Origin of the sequence: Pluralibacter gergoviae ATCC 33028 = NBRC 105706 (genome assembly GCF_001598855.1) — a bacterium.
GTDB classification, from domain to species: Bacteria; Pseudomonadota; Gammaproteobacteria; order Enterobacterales; family Enterobacteriaceae; genus Pluralibacter; species Pluralibacter gergoviae.
Map to the genome: position 1 here is coordinate 161,158 of NZ_BCZS01000003.1, position 18,501 is coordinate 179,658.

At 61.8% G+C, this 18,501-nt stretch carries 14 protein-coding genes and 1 pseudogene; 10 read left to right on the forward strand and 5 right to left on the reverse strand.

Annotated features, from left to right (window positions below):
* Window positions 1–40 precede the first annotated feature (40 nt).
* Window positions 41–4,099, reverse strand: a complete 4,059-nt coding sequence (locus tag ENGE1_RS04960) for a DEAD/DEAH box helicase (protein WP_080964532.1) — start codon at window positions 4,097–4,099, stop codon at window positions 41–43.
* 158 nt (window positions 4,100–4,257) lie between these two features.
* On the opposite strand from ENGE1_RS04960, the gene ENGE1_RS04965 reads away from it, so the two are divergent.
* Window positions 4,258–4,806, forward strand: a complete 549-nt coding sequence (locus ENGE1_RS04965; protein WP_043084127.1) for a P-loop NTPase family protein — start codon at window positions 4,258–4,260, stop codon at window positions 4,804–4,806.
* Here the strand turns inward: ENGE1_RS04965 and ENGE1_RS04970 are convergent.
* Window positions 4,803–5,717 (reverse strand): LysR family transcriptional regulator, encoded by a 915-nt coding sequence (locus ENGE1_RS04970; protein ID WP_048252652.1) that lies wholly within the window; start codon window positions 5,715–5,717, stop codon window positions 4,803–4,805. The two genes, ENGE1_RS04965 and ENGE1_RS04970, sit on opposite strands and share 4 nt — an antisense overlap.
* A gap of 94 nt (window positions 5,718–5,811) precedes the next feature.
* On the opposite strand from ENGE1_RS04970, the gene ENGE1_RS04975 reads away from it, so the two are divergent.
* The 9 genes and pseudogenes from ENGE1_RS04975 (at window position 5,812) to ENGE1_RS05020 (ending at window position 15,859) form a co-directional block, all read left to right on the forward strand.
* Window positions 5,812–6,558, forward strand: a complete 747-nt coding sequence (locus ENGE1_RS04975) for a pirin family protein (RefSeq protein WP_048252653.1) — start codon at window positions 5,812–5,814, stop codon at window positions 6,556–6,558.
* A 244-nt stretch (window positions 6,559–6,802) separates the two neighbouring features.
* Window positions 6,803–8,218 carry a purine-cytosine permease family protein gene (locus ENGE1_RS04980; RefSeq protein WP_048252654.1) on the forward strand — a complete coding sequence of 472 codons (1,416 nt, stop codon included), beginning with the start codon at window positions 6,803–6,805 and terminating at the stop codon, window positions 8,216–8,218.
* A gap of 132 nt (window positions 8,219–8,350) precedes the next feature.
* Window positions 8,351–9,352, forward strand: coding sequence for an MsnO8 family LLM class oxidoreductase (locus ENGE1_RS04985; protein ID WP_048252655.1), 1,002 nt, complete (start codon window positions 8,351–8,353; stop codon window positions 9,350–9,352).
* The gene (locus ENGE1_RS04990; RefSeq protein WP_048273182.1) at window positions 9,349–10,494 is read left to right on the forward strand and encodes a M20 peptidase aminoacylase family protein; all 1,146 of its coding nucleotides are present in this window, start codon (window positions 9,349–9,351) and stop codon (window positions 10,492–10,494) included. Before ENGE1_RS04985 ends, ENGE1_RS04990 begins: the two co-directional genes overlap by 4 nt.
* Window positions 10,487–12,750: pseudogene (locus tag ENGE1_RS29175) on the forward strand (NtaA/DmoA family FMN-dependent monooxygenase). The gene ENGE1_RS04990 and the pseudogene ENGE1_RS29175 overlap by 8 nt, the downstream one beginning before the upstream one ends.
* 10 nt (window positions 12,751–12,760) lie before the next feature.
* On the forward strand, window positions 12,761–13,270 hold the full coding sequence (locus ENGE1_RS05005; RefSeq protein WP_043084117.1) for a GNAT family N-acetyltransferase: 510 nt from the start codon (window positions 12,761–12,763) through the stop codon (window positions 13,268–13,270).
* A 9-nt stretch (window positions 13,271–13,279) separates the two neighbouring features.
* Entirely contained in the window at window positions 13,280–14,197 is a 918-nt protein-coding gene (locus tag ENGE1_RS05010; protein ID WP_048252659.1) for an amino acid ABC transporter permease, read from the forward strand.
* Window positions 14,181–14,963 carry an amino acid ABC transporter ATP-binding protein gene (locus tag ENGE1_RS05015; RefSeq protein ID WP_269473355.1) on the forward strand — a complete coding sequence of 261 codons (783 nt, stop codon included), beginning with the start codon at window positions 14,181–14,183 and terminating at the stop codon, window positions 14,961–14,963. The genes ENGE1_RS05010 and ENGE1_RS05015 overlap by 17 nt, the downstream gene beginning before the upstream one ends.
* Window positions 14,960–15,859 (forward strand): transporter substrate-binding domain-containing protein, encoded by a 900-nt coding sequence (locus ENGE1_RS05020; protein WP_048252661.1) that lies wholly within the window; start codon window positions 14,960–14,962, stop codon window positions 15,857–15,859. Before ENGE1_RS05015 ends, ENGE1_RS05020 begins: the two co-directional genes overlap by 4 nt.
* 190 nt (window positions 15,860–16,049) lie before the next feature.
* On the opposite strand, the gene ENGE1_RS05025 is transcribed toward ENGE1_RS05020, so the two are convergent.
* The 3 genes from ENGE1_RS05025 to ENGE1_RS05035 all read right to left on the reverse strand — a co-directional run bounded on the left by ENGE1_RS05025 (window position 16,050) and on the right by ENGE1_RS05035 (window position 18,456).
* Complete coding sequence (locus ENGE1_RS05025) at window positions 16,050–16,496, reverse strand: DUF943 family protein (RefSeq protein WP_043084111.1); 447 nt, start codon at window positions 16,494–16,496, stop codon at window positions 16,050–16,052.
* A gap of 2 nt (window positions 16,497–16,498) precedes the next feature.
* Window positions 16,499–17,308, reverse strand: a complete 810-nt coding sequence (locus tag ENGE1_RS05030) for a DUF3289 family protein (protein WP_064360556.1) — start codon at window positions 17,306–17,308, stop codon at window positions 16,499–16,501.
* Between the two features lie 302 nt (window positions 17,309–17,610).
* Entirely contained in the window at window positions 17,611–18,456 is an 846-nt protein-coding gene (locus ENGE1_RS05035) for an MBL fold metallo-hydrolase (protein ID WP_048252756.1), read from the reverse strand.
* Between the last annotated feature and the right edge of the window lie 45 nt (window positions 18,457–18,501).

Genomic DNA, 18,501 nt, shown 5'->3' on the forward strand with positions numbered 1-18,501 from the left:
GCCCCCCGAAAACGCGCTGTTTTCGGGGGGCCGGGACAGGTCAGGGCGTGCCGCCGCGCAGGACTGACAGCAGCGCCTGGGTGTCGAGCCTGCCCACAGCATCGCTGCCTTCCAGCAGGTCTTCTGCCATCTGGCGCTTCTTGTTGTGCAGAGAGACCATCTGCTCTTCAAGGGTGCCTTCCATCACCAGACGATACACCGTCACCGGCCGCTCCTGGCCCATGCGGTGGGCGCGGTCGCTGGCCTGATCTTCGACCGCCGGGTTCCACCACGGATCGAGATGGATAACGTAGTCCGCGGCCGTCAGATTGAGGCCCGTCCCGCCGGCCTTGAGGCTTATCAGAAACAGATCGCCCTCTCCAGCCTGAAAGGCCGCGACGCGCTTTTGCCGTTCCGCAGCGGGCGTCGTGCCGTCCAGGTACTGATAAGCAATACCCGCGCGCTCCAGCGCGGCGCGCAGCAGCGCCAGGTGATCGACGAACTGGCTGAATACCAGCGCCTTATGGTGGTTCTCACGCAGTTCACCGATTATCGCCAGGCAGGCCGCCAGCTTGCTGCTTTGCGGCGCCGCGCTCTCCAGGACCAGGGCGGGGTTGCAGCAGAACCGGCGCAGGCGGGTGATCTCCGTCAGCACCTGCAGCGGGCCGACGTTTTCTCCCGCCTCCAGATTTTCAACCGCCTGCCGCCGCAGGGCCTCGTACCAGTGCTGCTCCTCGGCGCTCATCGGGATCTGATACAAAATATCCGTGCGCGGAGGCAGCTCATCCAGCACCTGTGATTTCGTTCTGCGCAGGATAAACGGCTTCACCAGCTGCTTCAGCGCGCCGCCAGCCACTCTGTCTCCCTGTCCGGCAGGCAGGGCAAAGCGCTGATTGAAGGATTTCAGGCTTCCCAGCAGGCCGGGGTTGAGGAAGCGGAACAGGCTCCACAGCTCACCGAGGTGATTCTCAACCGGCGTGCCGCTCAGCGCCAGGCGAAAATCTACCTTCAGCGCCGTTACCGCTTTGGCTCGCTGGGTCTGCGCATTTTTAATCGACTGGGCTTCGTCCAGCACCACGCTGTGCCATTGCGGCTGGTGAAAAAGCCCGGCATCCTGCAGCAGAAGGCCATAGCTGACGACTACGACCTCGAAGGGCTCCAGCGCCGACAAATCGCGGCGGCTGCGGTAATCGCGAAGCCGCAGCGTGGGGGCGAAGCGGCTGCTTTCACTCAGCCAGTTGTGGGTCACCGAGGTCGGGGCGACAACCAGCTGCGGTCCTCCCGACGCGCGCTCCAGCATCAGGGCCAGCGCCTGCAGCGTTTTTCCCAGCCCCATATCATCGGCCAGGCAGGCGCCGACGCCCCACTGGGCCAGGCGCGAAAGCCAGCAGAATCCGTCCACCTGGTAATCGCGCAGTTCCGCCTTGAGGGTTGAGGGGACGGCGGGCCGGTGTTGTTCCCGCGCCTCAAGCCTGCTCAGCTGCTGTTGCCAGTCGGCGTCGCCGCTAAACTCTCCGGCCTCATCGGCGAGCTGCTTCAGAAAGGGCAGGGTTAGCGCATTCAGATTGAGGTTATCGCGACCGCCGCTCAGCAGAGCAATCTGCTGCAGACGCTGGCGCAGCTGATTATCCAGCGCCAGCCAGTCACCTTCGCCCAGGCGGATAAAGCGCCCCCGGCTCTCCTGCAGCAGCGTCAGCAGCTGGCGCAGCTCCAGCACGCGGCCATCGTCAAGTTTCAATGTCCCGCCGAGGGTGAACCACTCCCCCTGGCGATGGGTGTTCAGCGTCAGCGCGTGCATGTTGCGCCGTCCGCCGAGCCGCAGCCGTTCGCCCTCCGGCCACACGCATTCCAGCAGCGCGCTATCCACATTGCGCAGTTCGCTGAGCGCTTCCAGGGCGTCCTGCGGATCGTCAAATTGCCATTCGTTAGTGTCCGGAGCGCCTTCAGCCAGCATCGGGCAGAGGGCCAGAACCTGCCGGAGCCTTTGCTGCTCATCGGCAAGCGAACGCTGGGCCTGTATCGCCTGACCGGCCTGCTCCCCGCTGATAACGTCCGATCCCCGGCCGGGAGCGAACCAGGCGCCGTCGGCCAGCGGGCGGACCAGGAGCTGCATGCGCAGCCCCTCGCCGAGCGGCAGCAGATGGGCATATATTTTATCATCCGCCGGCACGTGAGGGATGTGGGCCATCAGCTCGGGAAGGTCGGTTTGCACCGGCAGCAGCGGGGCGATAGCCGCGACGGACTGCAGCGCTCTGTCGCGGCCGCTCAGCGGAATGTGCAGCCCGTCGCCGACGATAGCCGCAATGCGGCGATGTTCTTCACTGACCGGATAGACCACCAGCCGGGTCGGCGTCTCTTTGCGGGTGACCAGATGCTGCCCCTCGCCGATGGCAGGCGATAGCGTCAGCCGCAGACGATTGTCGCTTTCGGTGAGCACCAGCGTGACCTGACCCGCTTCGACGTCGATGCGGGTATCGGGCGCATCGTGCCAGAAGACCGCCGGATGGCCGGCAAGCAAGGGGAGTGCGGATTCTGCATCAAGTTCGTAGCGGCCGCGATCGTAGTACGAGTAGCCGGAGGTGTAATGAATGTGGCGAATCACCTGGCGATCCTGGGCGACCAGCCAGGGGAGGGTGTCTGCTTCTGCATGCAGACGCTTGAGCGCCACGGCGCGGCCCTTGGTCCAGCCCTGCTTGTTGCGCTTCTGCTCGAGCGGAGAGAGCTCCACGCCCCAGCGCCCCAGCGCCACCAGCCAGGCCAGCCGGGAGTCGCTACTGCTGGCTTTGGGCATTAGCTGGCCCAGCGCCTCCAGGGCATATTCCCAGTCCGGCTTCCGCTGCCAGAGGCTGCAGAGAGGCTGAACCTCCCCGGGCCGCGTGGGGGCGGCCTGGCTGAATGTCAGATGCAGAATGGTGCGAATATCATACGCCGGCAGCTGATATCCCCGCGCCTCCAGCAGGCGGGCAAAGGCTTCAAGCTGTTTGCACAGCTTATCGGCGTCGGGGATGTCGCCCCGCCAGTAGAGCACCAGCGCCTTCAGCAGGCCCGCCATCCCGCTAAAGGATCTGCTGCTCATCTGCGGCGGATGCGCTAACGCAGCGCCGCTGCGCTCGCGCAGCAGGCCCTCAAGTATCGACCATTCGCCGCCGAAGCCCCCGGCGATCGCCTGGCGGGTGACCTCCCGTAACGTCTTAATATCAGCGGGCTTATCGCTGGGTAACAGCGTCAGGGCCACCCTGACAGACGCCAGCGGCGGCAGATGGAGCTGTCGGCTGCGCGTAATTTTCCGGTATTGGCCGAGCAACTGGCGGTGGACCTCCGTGGCGCCAGCCGGATCGCCGCGATACAGGCAAAACCAGCCGGCGACAGAGAGCGGCAGACCGTTGGCCGTCAGCTGAGTCAACAGTTCGCGGTCGTTACGCAATAGCGCCTGCAGGGCCAGCGGGCCGTGAAGTAGCTCCGCAATGCGCTTGTGCGAAAGCGCCTGTGCGCGGGCAAACTGCCAGATAGGCTGACAATCGCTGAGCCGGTAGCTGGCATCGTTTAGCGCCGTGGCAAGCAGCAGGCTCTGCACCTCCTCGTTAAGCAGAGTAAAGACGCGCTGCCCGGCGTCATCGGTAAACAGGGTAACGGTGGGATCGACGGCATCAAAATAGTCAAAGTAAGCGGCATTTTTCGCCAGCAGCGCGGGCAGGACAGTCACGTTGCCTGACAGAATGGCCGTCCACAGCAGCGCGCGGTCCGGCTGCGTCACGCCGCGCAGATAAAGAGGAAGCGGTTGCGGACCGCCCAGTATCGCCTTACGGGCCTCCGGCTGCGTCAGCAGCCAGAGGAAAACGCTGTTTTCAAGCCCGGGGGTTAGCGCCCAGCGGGTACCCGTTTTCTGCACCCAGCCCTGCGCCCGTAAACGTTCCAGCGCGTCGCTAACCTCTGCGGTGCTCATGCGCCGATCGCCGGTGGGGCTGATGCCGAGCAGGTGAACGTTCTCCAGCAGCGCCGTTCTTGATAGCTCACCCAGCAGGGCCAGCTGGCTGAGGAGGACGGCGAAGTGATAGGGGAGCCCGGCGATGGTGTCGGCTCCGTGCCCATGCGATGTCATGTTGTCACTGCGAGAGGTCATGTCATTACCTGCGAGTATACGCTTTGAACTTTGGCTATCAGCCGCGGGCGCCTGCGGCGTTAAATTCTGGCCGTCAAGTGGACGCTAAAGTAGCATTACATCACTATTGCTACGGTAAAAACAGCCTGCCATCTCCATGGGAAATCAGTGATAACGCTATGGATACAGTAACATTAAGAGTCAACGTCGTCGGCACCAGCGGCTCCGGCAAATCGACGCTAAGCCGGCGGCTGGCGCAGCGCCTCGACGTGCCCTGCATTGAAATGGACCGCCTCTACTGGCGGCCCGACTGGCAGGGCACGCCCGACGGCGAGCTGTTTGCCAGGCTGGAGCAGCGGCTTGCGGCGAGCCCCGGCTGGGTGCTGGACGGCAACTACAACCGCAGCAGGCCGGTGAAGTGGCGGGACGTCGATCTGGTGGTGTGGCTCGATTACGGCTTTGGCCGCACGCTGTACCGGGCGGTGCGGCGGGCGGTTTCCCGGGCGTGGCGTAAGAACGAGCTGTGGCCGGGCACCGGCAACAGGGAGAGCTTTCGCCGCTCCTTCTTCAGCCGCGAGTCGATTATCTGGTGGACGATGAAAACCTGGCGTCAGAACCGGCGGCGCTACCTGGCGGATATGCAGGATCCGCAGTACGCCCGCATCCGCTTTATTCGCCTGCGCACGCCCCGCGAGGCGGAGCAGTTGCTCCGGGAACTAGTCCGCTAGCGTTTCTCTTCCCCCTCTTTTTTACCCGCGTCCGCCAGCGCCTCGCGCAGCCACGCCATCAGGGCGGTGACCCGCACCGGCGTAAACTGCCGCGAGGGGCGGACGATCGACAGCGGGATCGGCGGCGGCGCGTGCTGCGCCAGCACCGGCACCAGCGCCCCGGCGCGCAGCGCCTCTTCGACGATGTACCAGGGCAGCATGGCGATGCCCAGCCCCTGAATGGCGGCCTCGCGCAGCACGTCGCCGTTGTTGGCGGCCAGCGGCACGCAGGTATCCGGCGTGAGGCTTTTCTCGGCGAACTCCCACTCATCGCGGGTGGAGAGCAGGGAGTAGCGCAGGCAGCGGTGGTGCTGCAGGTCGTCCGGCCCGGCGGGCACGCCGTAGCGGGCGAGGTAGTCGGGCGAGGCGCAGTAGAGGCGCGGCATCATGGCAATCTGCGTACTGACGAGGGTGGAATCCTGAAGATTGCCAATGCGCAGCGAAAGGTCGATGCCGTCGTTAAGCAGATCGCTGATGCGGTCCTCCAGCTGGAGCGAGACGGTCACCTGCGGATACTGCTTCATAAAGGCGGGCAGCAGGGGAGCAAGCTTATTGATCCCGAAGCTGAGCGGCGCCCCGAGGCGGATAACGCCGCTGAACTGGGTTTTGTCAACGCTCAGCCGGTCCTCGGCCTGCTCCAGCGCCGTCAGGATCGCCAGCACGTCCTGATAGTACTGCTGGCCTGCCGGAGTGAGATCGAGCTGGCGGGTGGTGCGGTTGAGGAGCTTCACCCCGAGCGCGGCCTCCAGCGAGGAGATGCGGCGGCTGACGGCGGCGCTGCTGGCATCCATCTGCACGGCGGCATTATAGAAGCTGCCGCTCTCCACTACCGCGACAAAACTGCGCAGGGAAACGAGATCGTATTCTTTCATTTTACGTAATGGTGTCTTACCCGAAGCCCGATTTTTCCCCGCTGAGCGCAGGACTATGATGCGCACATCAGATGAAAACCGAGGATTAAACGTCATGGCTACACATTATCGTAAAAAACCGGCCGAAGCGCTGCACTATCTGCCGGCAAGCGATTATCACCCGGCTAATACCTACTTCCATTTCTCGTTCGCCAACTATTACAACCCGGACAACATGAACTACGGGGTGCTGCGGGTCGTGAATGATGATGACGTCAAGCCCCACAGCGGCTTTGACCGTCACCCGCACAAGGATATGGAGATCGTCAGCTATCTGGTGAAGGGCAACCTGACCCACTGGGATAGCGCCACCCAGGAAGAAGATGTCCTCAGCCGCGGCCACGTGCAGACCGTCACCGCGGGCAGCGGCGTGTGGCACTCGGAGCTGAACAAGCACGACGACTGGTGCCGGTTCCTGCAGATCTGGATCCTGCCGCCGAAGGGCGGGCTGCCGGTGCGCTATGAGAACCACAAGTTCACCGCTCAGGACAGGCAGAACAAGCTGCTGCACATCGTGGGGACGCTGCAGAAAGAGGACGATGCGCCGCTGCATCTGAATCAGGACATTAATATGTACGTCAGCGAACTGACCGAAGCCAGCGCCACGGTGACGTATCAGGTGCAGACCGGACGTCAGGCCTATATCAACAGCATTGAGGACGCGGTGGACGTTGAGGGCATGGCGATACTTGAAGAGCGCGATTCGCTGGAAGTCAGCGGCCCGGCGACCCTGACCTTCAGGGCGGGCGGCAACCACGCCCACTTTATTATCATCGACATGCCGCAGTGTGAAGCGATCTGACGGCACTCATTAGCAGCATCTCCAGCGCGCGCTTGTCCGGCTATCGGGCAAGTGCGCGCCTTTTTGCGTTCCGCAGCCTCGCAATTTTATCTTTACAGGCAATGTATTTTGTATTTTACAAGCCATTAACACTCCGGTAGCTTCATTTCTGTTCTTCCGCGCAAGCCGACGAATTACCCGATAAAAATAAACAGGGACACCCTATTCCAGGAGGATAAATAAAAAAGCACGACCGGAGCTTATTATGCCTGACAACAACACATCGCCGCCGCTGATTGAAAAATACACCATTGGTTATATTCCGCCCGAAGACCGGCACGGCAAAGTTAAAGATCTATTTACCCTGTGGTTCGGCGGAAATATCGCGCCGCTGCCGATTGTCACCGGCGCGCTCGGTGTACAGATATTTCATCTTAATCTGCTATGGGGCATTGTCGCCATCCTCGTCGGCCACCTGATTGGCGGCATACTGATGGCGCTGCATTCGGCGCAGGGCCCGCAGATGGGCATTCCGCAGATGATCCAGAGCCGCGCCCAGTTTGGATCGATAGGTTCACTGCTGGTGGTGATCATCGCCGGTATTATGTACGTCGGCTTTTTTGCCTCCAATATTATTCTGGCGGGGAAATCGCTGCACGGCGTGGTGAACGACGTTCCGGTGTCAGCGGGAATTATTGTCGGCGCGATTGGTTCCGGCATAATAGGGATTATTGGCTACCGCTGTATTCATATTCTCAATCGGATTGGCACCTGGGTATTAGGCATCAGTACGGTGGTTGGTTTTATTTATATTTTAAGCCATATTCATACCGGTGATTTTTTAACCCGCGGCGAATTTAATCTCTCCGGCTGGCTGGCGACCGTGTCGCTGGCGGCGCTGTGGCAAATTGCCTTTGCGCCCTACGTCTCCGACTATTCGCGCTATCTGCCCGCCGACGTGCCGGTCGCCGCGACTTTCTGGGCAACCTATCTCGGCTCGACGCTGGGCTCCAGTCTGGCCTTTATCTTCGGCGCTGTCGCCGTACTGGCGACGCCGGTGGGCACCGATACCATGGACGCGGTAAGTCTGGCCTGCGGCGCGCTCGGGCCGTTTATGCTGCTGCTGTTCCTGCTCAGCGTCATCAGCCACAACGCGCTCAACCTCTACGGCGCGGTGCTGTCGATCATCACCCTCGTGCAGACCTTCGCCTGGCGCTGGATCCCCACCGGCAAAAGCCGCGCCGCGCTTTCGGTGGTGGTGCTGATCCTCTGCAGTATTGCCGCTATCGGCACCTCGAAGGATTTTATCGGCCACTTCGTTGACCTGGTGCTTGCCCTGCTGGTGGTGCTTGTGCCGTGGACCGCTATCAACCTGATCGACTTCTACCTGATCCACCGGGGCAAGTACGATATCGCCTCCATCTTTCGCGTTGACGGCGGGATCTACGGCTACTACAACCCGCACGCGCTGATCGCCTACGCGGTCGGCATCGCGGTGCAGATCCCGTTTATGAACACGCCTATCTACACCGGACACGTGTCGCACTACATTAACGGCGCCGACCTTTCATGGCTGGTGGGGATGCTGGTGACTTCACCGCTCTACTACTGGCTGGCGAGCCGGGACAGCGCCTACCGTCGGCAGACGTCGGGCACTCTGCACGGTGCTGTACGCGAGTGAGATATCCGCGCCCCGGTCTCCTCCGGGGCGCCATTAGCTAATTTTGTGCAGAGCAAAGCCGATTAAATCAGTTCTCCCCGGCGCATCTCCCTTCACATAATGCAGGCACGTTCATTATCAAGAGCCTGCGATATGTCATACCGAATCAGCATTCTGGATAAGAGTCCCCTGGCCAACGGCGAAACCGCCGCCCAGGCCCTGAAGCGCACGCTGAGCCTCGCGCAGCAGGCGGAGTCCTGGGGCTACCACCGCTTCTGGATTGCCGAACATCACAATAGCGACCAGCTGGCCAGCCCCTCGCCGGAGGTAGCGATCGGCTGGCTGCTGGGGCAGACCCGCCGGATCCGCATCGGCTCCGGCGGGGTGATGCTCCAGCACTACAGCCCCTACAAAGTGGCGGAGAATTTTAACCTGCTGGCGGCCCTCGCGCCGGGGCGCGTCGACCTCGGCGTCGGCAAAGCGCCGGGCGGCCTGCCGCTTTCCACCCGGGCGCTGCAGCAGGGCGTCGCCCAGCCGGAGAGGCTGACCTTCGCCGACCGGCTGGCGCAGCTGGATAACTGGCTATCGCTGACCGAAGCCAGCAGCAGCGATACGGTGCGGGCTACCCCGATCCCGCCGCAGCGGGCGGACGGCTTTCTCCTCGGCGCCAGTCTGGAGAGCGCCGACCTGGCGGCGCAGCTCGACTGGAACTTTGTCTTTGCCGCCCATCTCAACGGCGAGAGCCGACTGCTGGGCGAGGTCATCAGCCGCTGGCGTGAGAGGAGCCGCCGCGACGTCATGGTGGCGGTACAGGCGATTGTCGCGCCGGACGCGGCCCGGGCGGCGGCGCTGGCGGAGAAGGTGGAGGTGTGGGGCGTGGTGCTTGCCAACGGCCAGCGGGTTACCGTCGGCAGCGAGGCCCAGGCCCACGAGTTTACCCGCCAGGCCGGCAGCCCGGCGGTCGAGATCGCCCGCCGCACCTCGTCGCTGCTCTACGGTACGGCGCTGCAGGTGCGCGCCCAGCTGGACACGCTGCACCAGTACTACGGTGTGGACGAGTTTATTATCGACACCCCGGTGGCCGACGGCGCGGCGCGGCTGACGTCGCTGCGGCTGCTGGCCCAGGCGCTCAACCGCGTGGAGGTGCCGTCATGAGCTTTGAACAGCAGCTGATTCGCTGGCGGCGCGAGCTGCACCAGAACCCGGAGCTTTCCCTGCAGGAGGTGGAGACAACCGCCCGCGTTCGCGACTGGCTGCAGAGCGCCGGCATCGCGCCGCTGCCGCTGGAGCTGAAAACCGGCGCGGTGGCGGAGGTCGGGCAGGGGGAGAGGGTTGTCGCCCTGCGCGCCGATATTGACGCGCTGCCCATTGAAGAGGCGACCGGCCTTGAGTATCGCTCGCAGAACCCCGGCGTGATGCACGCCTGCGGCCACGATATCCACACCAGCGTTATCCTCGGCGCGGCGCTGCTGCTCAAGGCCCGGGAGGCCTCGCTGCCCGGCCGGGTGCGGATCCTCTTTCAGCCCGCCGAGGAGAACTTCGGCGGTGCCAAAACGCTGATCCGCGCCGGCGCCCTTGAAGGCGTGTCGGCCATCTTCGGTATGCACAACGAGCCGGGCCTGCCGGTGGGCGAGTTCGCCACCCGCGGCGGGGCGTTCTACGCCAACGTCGATCGCTTTATTATCCGCGTGCAGGGCAAGGGCGCCCACGCCGCCCGGCCCCACGAAGGGCAGGACGCGATCCTGCTCGCCAGCCAGCTGATCGGCGCCCTGCAGGGGATCGCCAGCCGGGAGGTGAATACCCTCGACTCGGTGGTGCTGAGCGTCACCCGCATTCAGGGCGGTAATACCTGGAACGTGCTGCCGGAGAGCGTCGAACTGGAAGGCACCCTGCGCACCCACCGCACCGACGTTCAGCAGCGGGTGAAGACCCGGCTCAGCGAAATCGCCGCCGGCTTTGCCCGCGCCTTTAACGCCGGCATCGAGGTGGTGTGGTACGCCGGGCCGACGGCGCTGGTCAACGATCCCGCCTGGGCCGACTTTGCGACGCAGGTCGCCGACGAGGAGGGATACAAGACCTCTACCGCCGCGCTGCACCTGGGCGGCGAGGACTTTGCGGTCTATCTGCAGCAGACGCCGGGCGCCTTCGTCAGCATCGGCAGCGCCAGCGAATTTGGCCTCCACCATCCGGCTTTTAACCCCGACGAGCGGCTGATTGCGCCGGCGGCGCGCTACTTCGCCGCGCTGGCGGAAAAAGCGCTGCATACCCTCAACGGCAAGGAGAACGCGCATGGCTGAACAGCGGCAGCTGAGGCTTGGCACCATTCTGCACGGCGCCTCGGGCAATATGTCCGCCTGGCGCCATCCGGCGGCGGTGGCCGATGCCAGCATTAATTTCGACTTTGTTAAAGAGACCGCCCGCCTGGCGGAAGCGGGGAAGCTCGACTTCCTGTTCGTCGCCGACGGGCTGTACATCAACGAGAAGTCGATTCCGCACTTTCTCAACCGCTTCGAGCCGCTGACCGTTCTGTCGGCGCTGGCGAGCGTGACGGAGCACCTGGGCCTGGTGGGCACGCTGTCAACCTCCTACAGCGAACCGTTCACCGCCGCCCGGCAGTTTGCCAGCCTCGATCACCTCAGCGGCGGCCGGGCGGGCTGGAACGTGGTGACTTCGCCGCTGGAAGGGTCGGCGAAGAACTTCTCCCGCGCCCGGCATCCCGACCACGCCCTGCGCTACCGCATTGCCGATGAGTATCTGCGGGTGGTGAAGGGGCTGTGGGACTCGTGGGAAGCGGACGCCTTCGTGCGCGACAAGGCCAGCGGCGAGTTCTTTAATCCGGCAAAGCTGCACACCCTCGATCACCGGGGCGACTTTTTCCAGGTCGCCGGGCCGCTGAACATTGGCCGCACGCCGCAGGGGCGGCCCATTATCTTCCAGGCCGGCGCCTCCGACGACGGCAGGGCGCTGGCGGCAAGCCACGCCGACGCCATCTTTACCCATCAGGAGACGCTTGAAGAGGCGCAGGCGTTTTACCGCGACGTCAAGCGCCAGCTCGCCGCGCGGGGCAGAAGCGACGACCAGCTGCATATCTTCCAGGGCGTCAGCGTGATTGTTGGCGACAGCGAAGCGGACGCCGAGCGGCAGTATCAGGAGACCGCCGCGCTGGTGTCGATCGACAACGCGCTCAACTATCTTGGCCGCTACTTCGAGCACCACGACTTCAGCCAGTATCCGCTGGATGCGCCTTTTCCGGATCTCGGCAGTCTGGGCGAGAACAGCTTTCGCAGCACCACCGACGCCATCAAGCGCGAGGCCCGCGAGCGCGGCCTGACTCTGCGCCAGGCGGCGCTGGAGGCGGCAAGCCCCCGGCCGCGCTTCTCCGGCACGGCTGAGCAGGTGGCGGACGGCCTGCAGCAGTGGTTTGAAGCGCGCGGCGCCGACGGCTTCATTATTCAGGGCGGTACGCCGGAGACCTTCCCGCGCTTCGTAGCGCAGGTGGTGCCGCTGCTGCAGGCGCGCGGGCTGTTTCGCCGCGACTATCCGGGGCGCACCCTGCGCGAGAGTCTGGGCCTCAGCCTGCCGGAAAATCAGTTCACACAACAATAATAAGCGAGTCTGCTATGCATAAACGTTCTCTGCTGCTGGCCGTCGCGCTGGCGGTTTCCGGGCTGGCGCGCGCCGAAAGCGTCACCATTAACGGCACCGGCGTCAGCCTTGAGGCCAACCAGGCGCCGATCCATACCGCCAGAAACCCGGCGGCCATCGCGAAGCTGCCCACCGGGTTTACCCCGGTGGTGCCGGGCAAATTTACCGTCGCCATTGCCGGATTGAGCCAGCCGCCGCTGACGGTGTTTGCCGATGACAACAAAACCCTGATCGGCAGCGAGGCGGATATCGCCAGGCTGGTGGCCGACAGCCTTGGACTGACGCTCAACATTGTCCCCACCTCGTGGGAAGACTGGCCGCTGGGCGTTGCTTCCGGCAAATATGATGCCGCGATCAGCAATATTACGGTGACTAAAGCGCGCAAGGAACGCTTCGACTTCGCCACCTACCGCAAGGATTCGCTGGGCTTCTACGTCAAAACCGGCAGCCCGATAACGCGGCTTGAGAAAGCGGAGGATATCGCCGGGCTGCGCATCATCGTTGGTTCCGGCACCAATCAGGAAGCGATCCTGCTGGCCTGGAACGCCGATAACCTCAAAAAGGGCCTGAAGCCCTTTACTCCTGTCTATACCAAAGACGATGCCGCCCAGACCCTGGCGCTGCAGTCCGGCCGCGCCGACGCTTACTTCGGTCCTAACGTCATCGGCGCCTGGAAAGCGGCGCTCACCGGCCGCACCCGGCTGGTGGGCAGCGTGGGCGGCGGCTGGCCAAAGGCGGCGCACATCGCCGTGACCGTCAAAAAGGGCAGCGGGCTGGTTGACGCGGTGCAGGCGGCGCTCAACGGCGCGATGAAAAGCGGCGACTACGACCGGGTGCTCAACCGGTGGGGCGAAGGCGTGGAGCGCATTGCGCAGTCGGAAATCAACCCGCCGGGGCTCGGCGACTAAGGAGGCCGCTATGCGCGAACGCTTTCGCGACGTCTCGCCGGAGGATGCGGAGATACTGCCGATCCTCAGCGGACTGTTTACCGAGTACGCCGCCCGCTACGGGGACTACTTTTCCCGCACGGCGGAGGTTGAACAGACGGCCTGGTATCTGGCGCCGCAGGGGCTGTTTATCGTGCTGGAGCGCGACGGCAGGATAGTCGCCACCGGCGCGTATAAGCCCTTTGATGCCGATACCGCCGAAATCAAGCGCATCTGGACCGATAAATCGCTGCGCCAGCAGGGACTGGCCGGGAAAGTGGTGGCTGAGCTTGAGCGGCGGGCGCTGCTCGCCGGCTATCGCCGGATCTACCTGACCACCGGTTTTCGCCAGCCGGAGGCGGTGCGGCTCTACCTGAGCCGGGGCTATGAGCCGCACTTCGATATTTATCGCGATCCGGAAGAGTACAGCCGCCCGCCGTTTGACGGACGGCTGCGGTTTACCAAAACGCTGGCGCAGTCGTCGCTGAGTAAAAGCGCCTGAGGAGTCAACATGAGATCTGATGAAACCATTAAAGTCGTCCCTGCGCGCTATCCCTGGCGCATGGCCGGCGCCGCCGTCGCCCTGTTCGTGCTGGCGGTGGTAGCGCAGTCGGTGGCGTTCAATCCGCGCTGGGAGTGGGGCGTGTTTGCCCGCTGGTTCTTTGACCCGGTGATCCTCGAGGGCGTGGGACAGACGCTGCTGCTGACGCTTATCGGCACGGCGCTGAGCGTGCTGCTCGGCGGCCTGCTGGCGCTGGCCCGCCTGTCGCCATCGTGGCTGCTGAGCGGTCTGGCCTGGGCCTATATCTGGCTGTTTCGCTCCCTGCCGCTGATCGTCGTACTGATCGTGCTGTACAACTTTTCCTATCTGTACGATACGCTGTCGCTGGGCATTCCCTTTACCGGCATTCGCTGGGCGAGCTATCAGACCATCAACGTGCTGGGGCAGTTCTCCACGGCAGTGGTCGGCCTGACGCTGGTACAGAGCGCGTACACTGCGGAGATTATTCGCGGCGGTTTTCTCGGCGTCGATCGCGGCCAGTATGAGGCCGCCGCCGCGCTGGGGCTGCCCGCGACGCGGCGTACACTGCGCATTATTCTGCCCCAGGCGCTGCGCGCTATTCTTCCGGCCGGCTTTAATGAAATCATCAGCCTCGCCAAAGGCACGGCGATGGTTTACGTGCTGGCGATGCCGGAGCTGTTCTATACCATTCAGATGATCTACAACCGCACCCAGCAGGTGATCCCGCTGCTGATGGTGGGCGCCGCCTGGTATCTGGTGATTACCAGCGTGCTCTCCGCCATTCAGTATCTGGTGGAGCGCGCTCTGGCGCGCAGCGAGCGCCGCTCGGCTATCGACGCCCGCCCGCGCCGCCGCGCGGCGGCATCCTCTGCACCTTCAGGACAGGAGGCTGCCCATGTCAGCTAACTCCGTCGGCCACATTGCCATTACCGGCGTCAGTAAATATTTTGGCCGCCACCGGGCGCTGGATAACGTCTCCCTTGAGATGGCGCCGGGCAGCGTGACGGTGATACTCGGCCCCTCCGGCTCCGGCAAATCGACGCTACTGCGGGCCATCAACCACCTGGAGCGGGTGGACGAAGGCTTTATCCAGATAGACGGGGAGTACATCGGCTACCGCCGGGAGGGCAACCGGCTGTTTGAGCTGAAGGAGCGGGCGGTGCTGCGCCAGCGGATCAATGTCGGCTACGTCTTTCAGAGTTTCAATTTGTTTCCGCACCTGACGGTGCTGGATAACCTGACGGAGGCGCCCGTCGCCCACCGGCTGTTCAGCCGCAAAGAGGCGGAGGCCCGCGCCCGTCGGCTGCTCGACCGGGTGGGCCTGCGCGACAAAGAGCACGCCTGGCCGCGGCACCTCTCCGGCGGCCAGCAGCAGCGCATCGCCATCGCCAGGGCGCTGGCCCTCAGCCCGAAGGTGATGCTGTTTGATGAACCGACCTCGGCGCTCGATCCGGAGCTGGTGGGCGAGGTGCTGGACGTGATCAAAGATCTGGCGCGCTCGGGCACCACGCTGGTAGTGGTAACCCACGAAATCGGCTTTGCCCGCGAAGTGGCGGATCGGGTGGTGTTTATGGTGGACGGCAAAGTCGTCGAGCAGGGCAGCAGCGACAAGGTGCTTAACCACCCGCAGCATCCCCGCACCCGCCAGTTCCTGTCGAAGGTGCTGGCATGAAGCGGGGCCTGATTGCGCTACTGCTGCTGGCGGCGGGCGGCGCCTTTGCCGGGGGGAGCCTCGATCTGCGGGCCAACGAAACGCCGCTGCCGGTTACCGCCGATCCGCAGGCCATTGCCAAAATCCCGCCCGGCTTTCGCTTCGTTGCGCCGGGTACGCTCACCGTGGCCGTCTCGGCGCTCAACTCGCCGCCGCTGGCGCTGCTGGCCAGCGACAACCGCACCCGCATCGGCAGCGACGTGGACGTGGCCCGGCTGCTGGCGGGCAGCCTCGGCCTGAAACTGAAGCTGGTCCCCACCGCCTGGGAAGACTGGCCGCTGGGCATCGCCGCCGGGCGCTACGATGCGGCGCTGATTAACATCGCGGTGACCGAGCAGCGCAAGCAGAAGTTTGATTTTGCGACCTACCGGGTCGACTCGCTGGCCTTTAGCGTTAAGGCCGACAGCCCGATAGCGGCGATTCGCGGCCCCGCGGATCTTGCCGGCAAGCGGGTCATCGTCGGCGCGGGCACCAACCAGGAGCGGATCCTGCTCGGCTGGAATGCGATCAACGAGAAGGCGGGGCAAAAGCCGGCGCTGCCGATTTACGTGACCGACGACGCCTCCTCCAGCCTCTATATTCAGTCCGGGCGCGCCGACGTGCTGTTTGGTCCGCAGTCGGTGGCGGCTTACAAGGCGGCGCTGAACGGCGCCACGAAAGTGGTCGGGCTGGGACCGAAAAAGGCGTTTGTCGCGGTGACGACGAAAAAGGGCAACGGGCTGGCTTATGCTCTACAGTCGGCGATAAACGGCGCTATCGCCCGCGGCGAACTGGCGACAATCCTCGCCCGCTGGGGCGAGGCGGGGGAGAGCGTCGGTCAGTCTGAGGTGAATCCGCCGGGGATTACTTATCCGTGAGGGGACGGTGTATCCGGCGCCGTGCCGGTATGAGATTATCCCTTAAGGTCAGGGGATACTTTTACTGGGAAAAGTCCGCAGGTGATAAAATTGAGGGCAATGTCTCCCCGGGAATAAAATGCGGTGCATTGTTCCTGTAGCTTGAATAATTGCGGAATATGACGATGCTTTTGCGCCGGGCATCTCGATACTACCTTTTTTTAGTAAACATATTGTCTTCTGAAAGAATATAAGCATCATCTGTTAAAATGCTTACTTCTCCATTTTTATTTTTCTTGACTTCCATGAGCTTGTTTTTTTCAATGCATCGAGCTTCGGACTTTATCTGGTTGAAACACAGCAGATCTTCTTTTCCTTCAGGTTTGTAATTATTATCAAAAGCCCAAAAGCTGATGTGAAACACCCCATTCTTTGAAGGCGCTGGTACGTTGTAATGCTCTTTTAGCATGGAGTCGTTTTCTTGCCACCACTTTATTTTGGCGCGATCCGTTAGTGGGAAATTCTTAACGAGAACATCCGCGTAACTTCCATCAAGATAGACTGCGATTACTTTTACCGGTGTCAGGAGTTTGAAAACAATAAAGCAGATGAATAATGTAAAAAAAACAAGGGGAATCTTGATTCTGTTCTTGCACAAAATTATTTCCTCCCTTTTACCGTAACAGTAGCAGTAATATTGGTAAAAAAAGGTTTAAAGTTGAACTCATTCCAGCGTTGAAGTACAAACCAGATACGAAAAACTCTCAAATAATAAAATCTCTTATCCATAATATCATTCCGATCGAGTCCAAAATGATCTTGTCCACGGTATTTAATTGTTGCTATAAACTCATCTTCATAAATGTTAATATCAATAATTTGAATGTTCGTAGCATAAATGTCATGTACTGACATGCCAAGCCCATTAAAATAATCGCTCCAACGATTGAACTTAGGTAAGATGGTCGTTCTAATGTTCTTGTTAAAGTTGTTATCTGCTGACTCAGAGAATGTACGGTTATCCCAGTCAATACCATCACGTATAGTATTTTTAATTGCTAGTAGAGAGCTGTTTTTTTCAGATTTGTCGTTTAGAATTTGCTCACTGTAAGCTTTATCGAGAAAAGGGCTAGAAAAGGCATTTCCCCGACCATTATAAAAATGCTTAACCAAATCTGTGAACAGCTGACGCTGGCCAAGATAGTATGCTGGCATGGACAGGCGTAAAAACTTATCAAAGAGTAGCTTGGCTATTTCCATCCTTGATTTGGGACGTGACTTACTGAAAGCTCTAAAGAGCGAAAAATCTTCGCCTGTCCAAGGATTTACAACGTTAGAAACGTCCTCGAGTCCGAAATTTTGCCTGAGCTGCTTTTCTGTCAGATCTCCATAACGCATATCGTCTGAACTGTAATCGTTAAATCGGTGCTGCGTTTGATAAATTGTGTAGGGTGGTTGTAATGCTGGCATAATCAATCCCTTGTCATGACCGTATTGCTGATGGTTTGGTTCAAAAACAGTCTAAACGACAGAGAGAAATAATAAAATACACGTGGGGAAAAATAAGAATGCGCGCTATATGCTGTATACAATTTTTCGAATGAAAATCGCATTCCCGACTGTTCGCGGGCACGTTCAATTGCAAATGCTCTACATCGACTCGCGGGATCGACACGACAAGGGGCTGAGGCTGGAAAGGCTCCTATCGCCGCCACCATTGAAAGAGGCATCAGCCCGATTTGTGCCCCACAGGCGTCCGCCGGTGGGAGGGATTACTTATACGTGACCGGCAGTTGGTATGCCAGTCGGTAGCCGCCATCGGCTTCGGCGACGCGGCAAAATCCCGCCGTACCGAGATGCATCCCCGCCACCAGCAGCCGATCGCGTACCGCGCGGGCCAGAATGGCCCGCCGGGTGTCCTGCGCCTGCGCCGGGTCGATATCAAAGGCGATGGTCACCGAAGGGCGGACGGTCTGTACGTGCGGGTAGTGGACGATATCGCCCCAGATAAGCAGCGGCTGGGCCGGGTCGTCAATCAGCAATCCGCTGTGTCCCGGGGTGTGGCCCGGCAGCCACAGCGGGCGAATACCCGGCAGCACGTCCTGCTGGCTAAAGTAGTGCAGCTTATCCTTATAGGCGGCAAGCGCGCGGCGGGCGAGGGCGAAGTTGCCCTTAGCCCGCTCGCTGGCCTGCGCCATTTTGGCGTCATCCTGCCAGTAAGCGGCCTCCAGCGGATGCAGCCAGAGGGTCGCGCGCGGGAACGCGGGCCCGCCGCCGTCGTTCAGCAGACCGCCAATATGATCGGGATGCGCGTGGGTCAGCAGCACGGCGTCAATATCGTCCGCCGCCACGCCGTACGCCGCAAGAGCTGCGCCAAGCTCGCCGATGGCCCCGCCTCTGCCGCTATCCACCAGAATGGTTTTACCCCGGCCCCGGATCAGGTAGACGTTGATATGAATATCGCCGGGCGCGTCGATGCCCGCCTGACGCTGTATTTCCGCCGCCGCCGCAGCGTCGATACCGGAAAGCAGATCCAGGCTGGCGTTCATGGTGCCGTCGCTGAGGGCGGCTATCTCGTAATCACCGAACCGACGAAAAGGGAAGCTGTTGCGCTGCATAATGGCCTCGTGAATCGGGGGAGTGGTAATCATGAATACTACGCT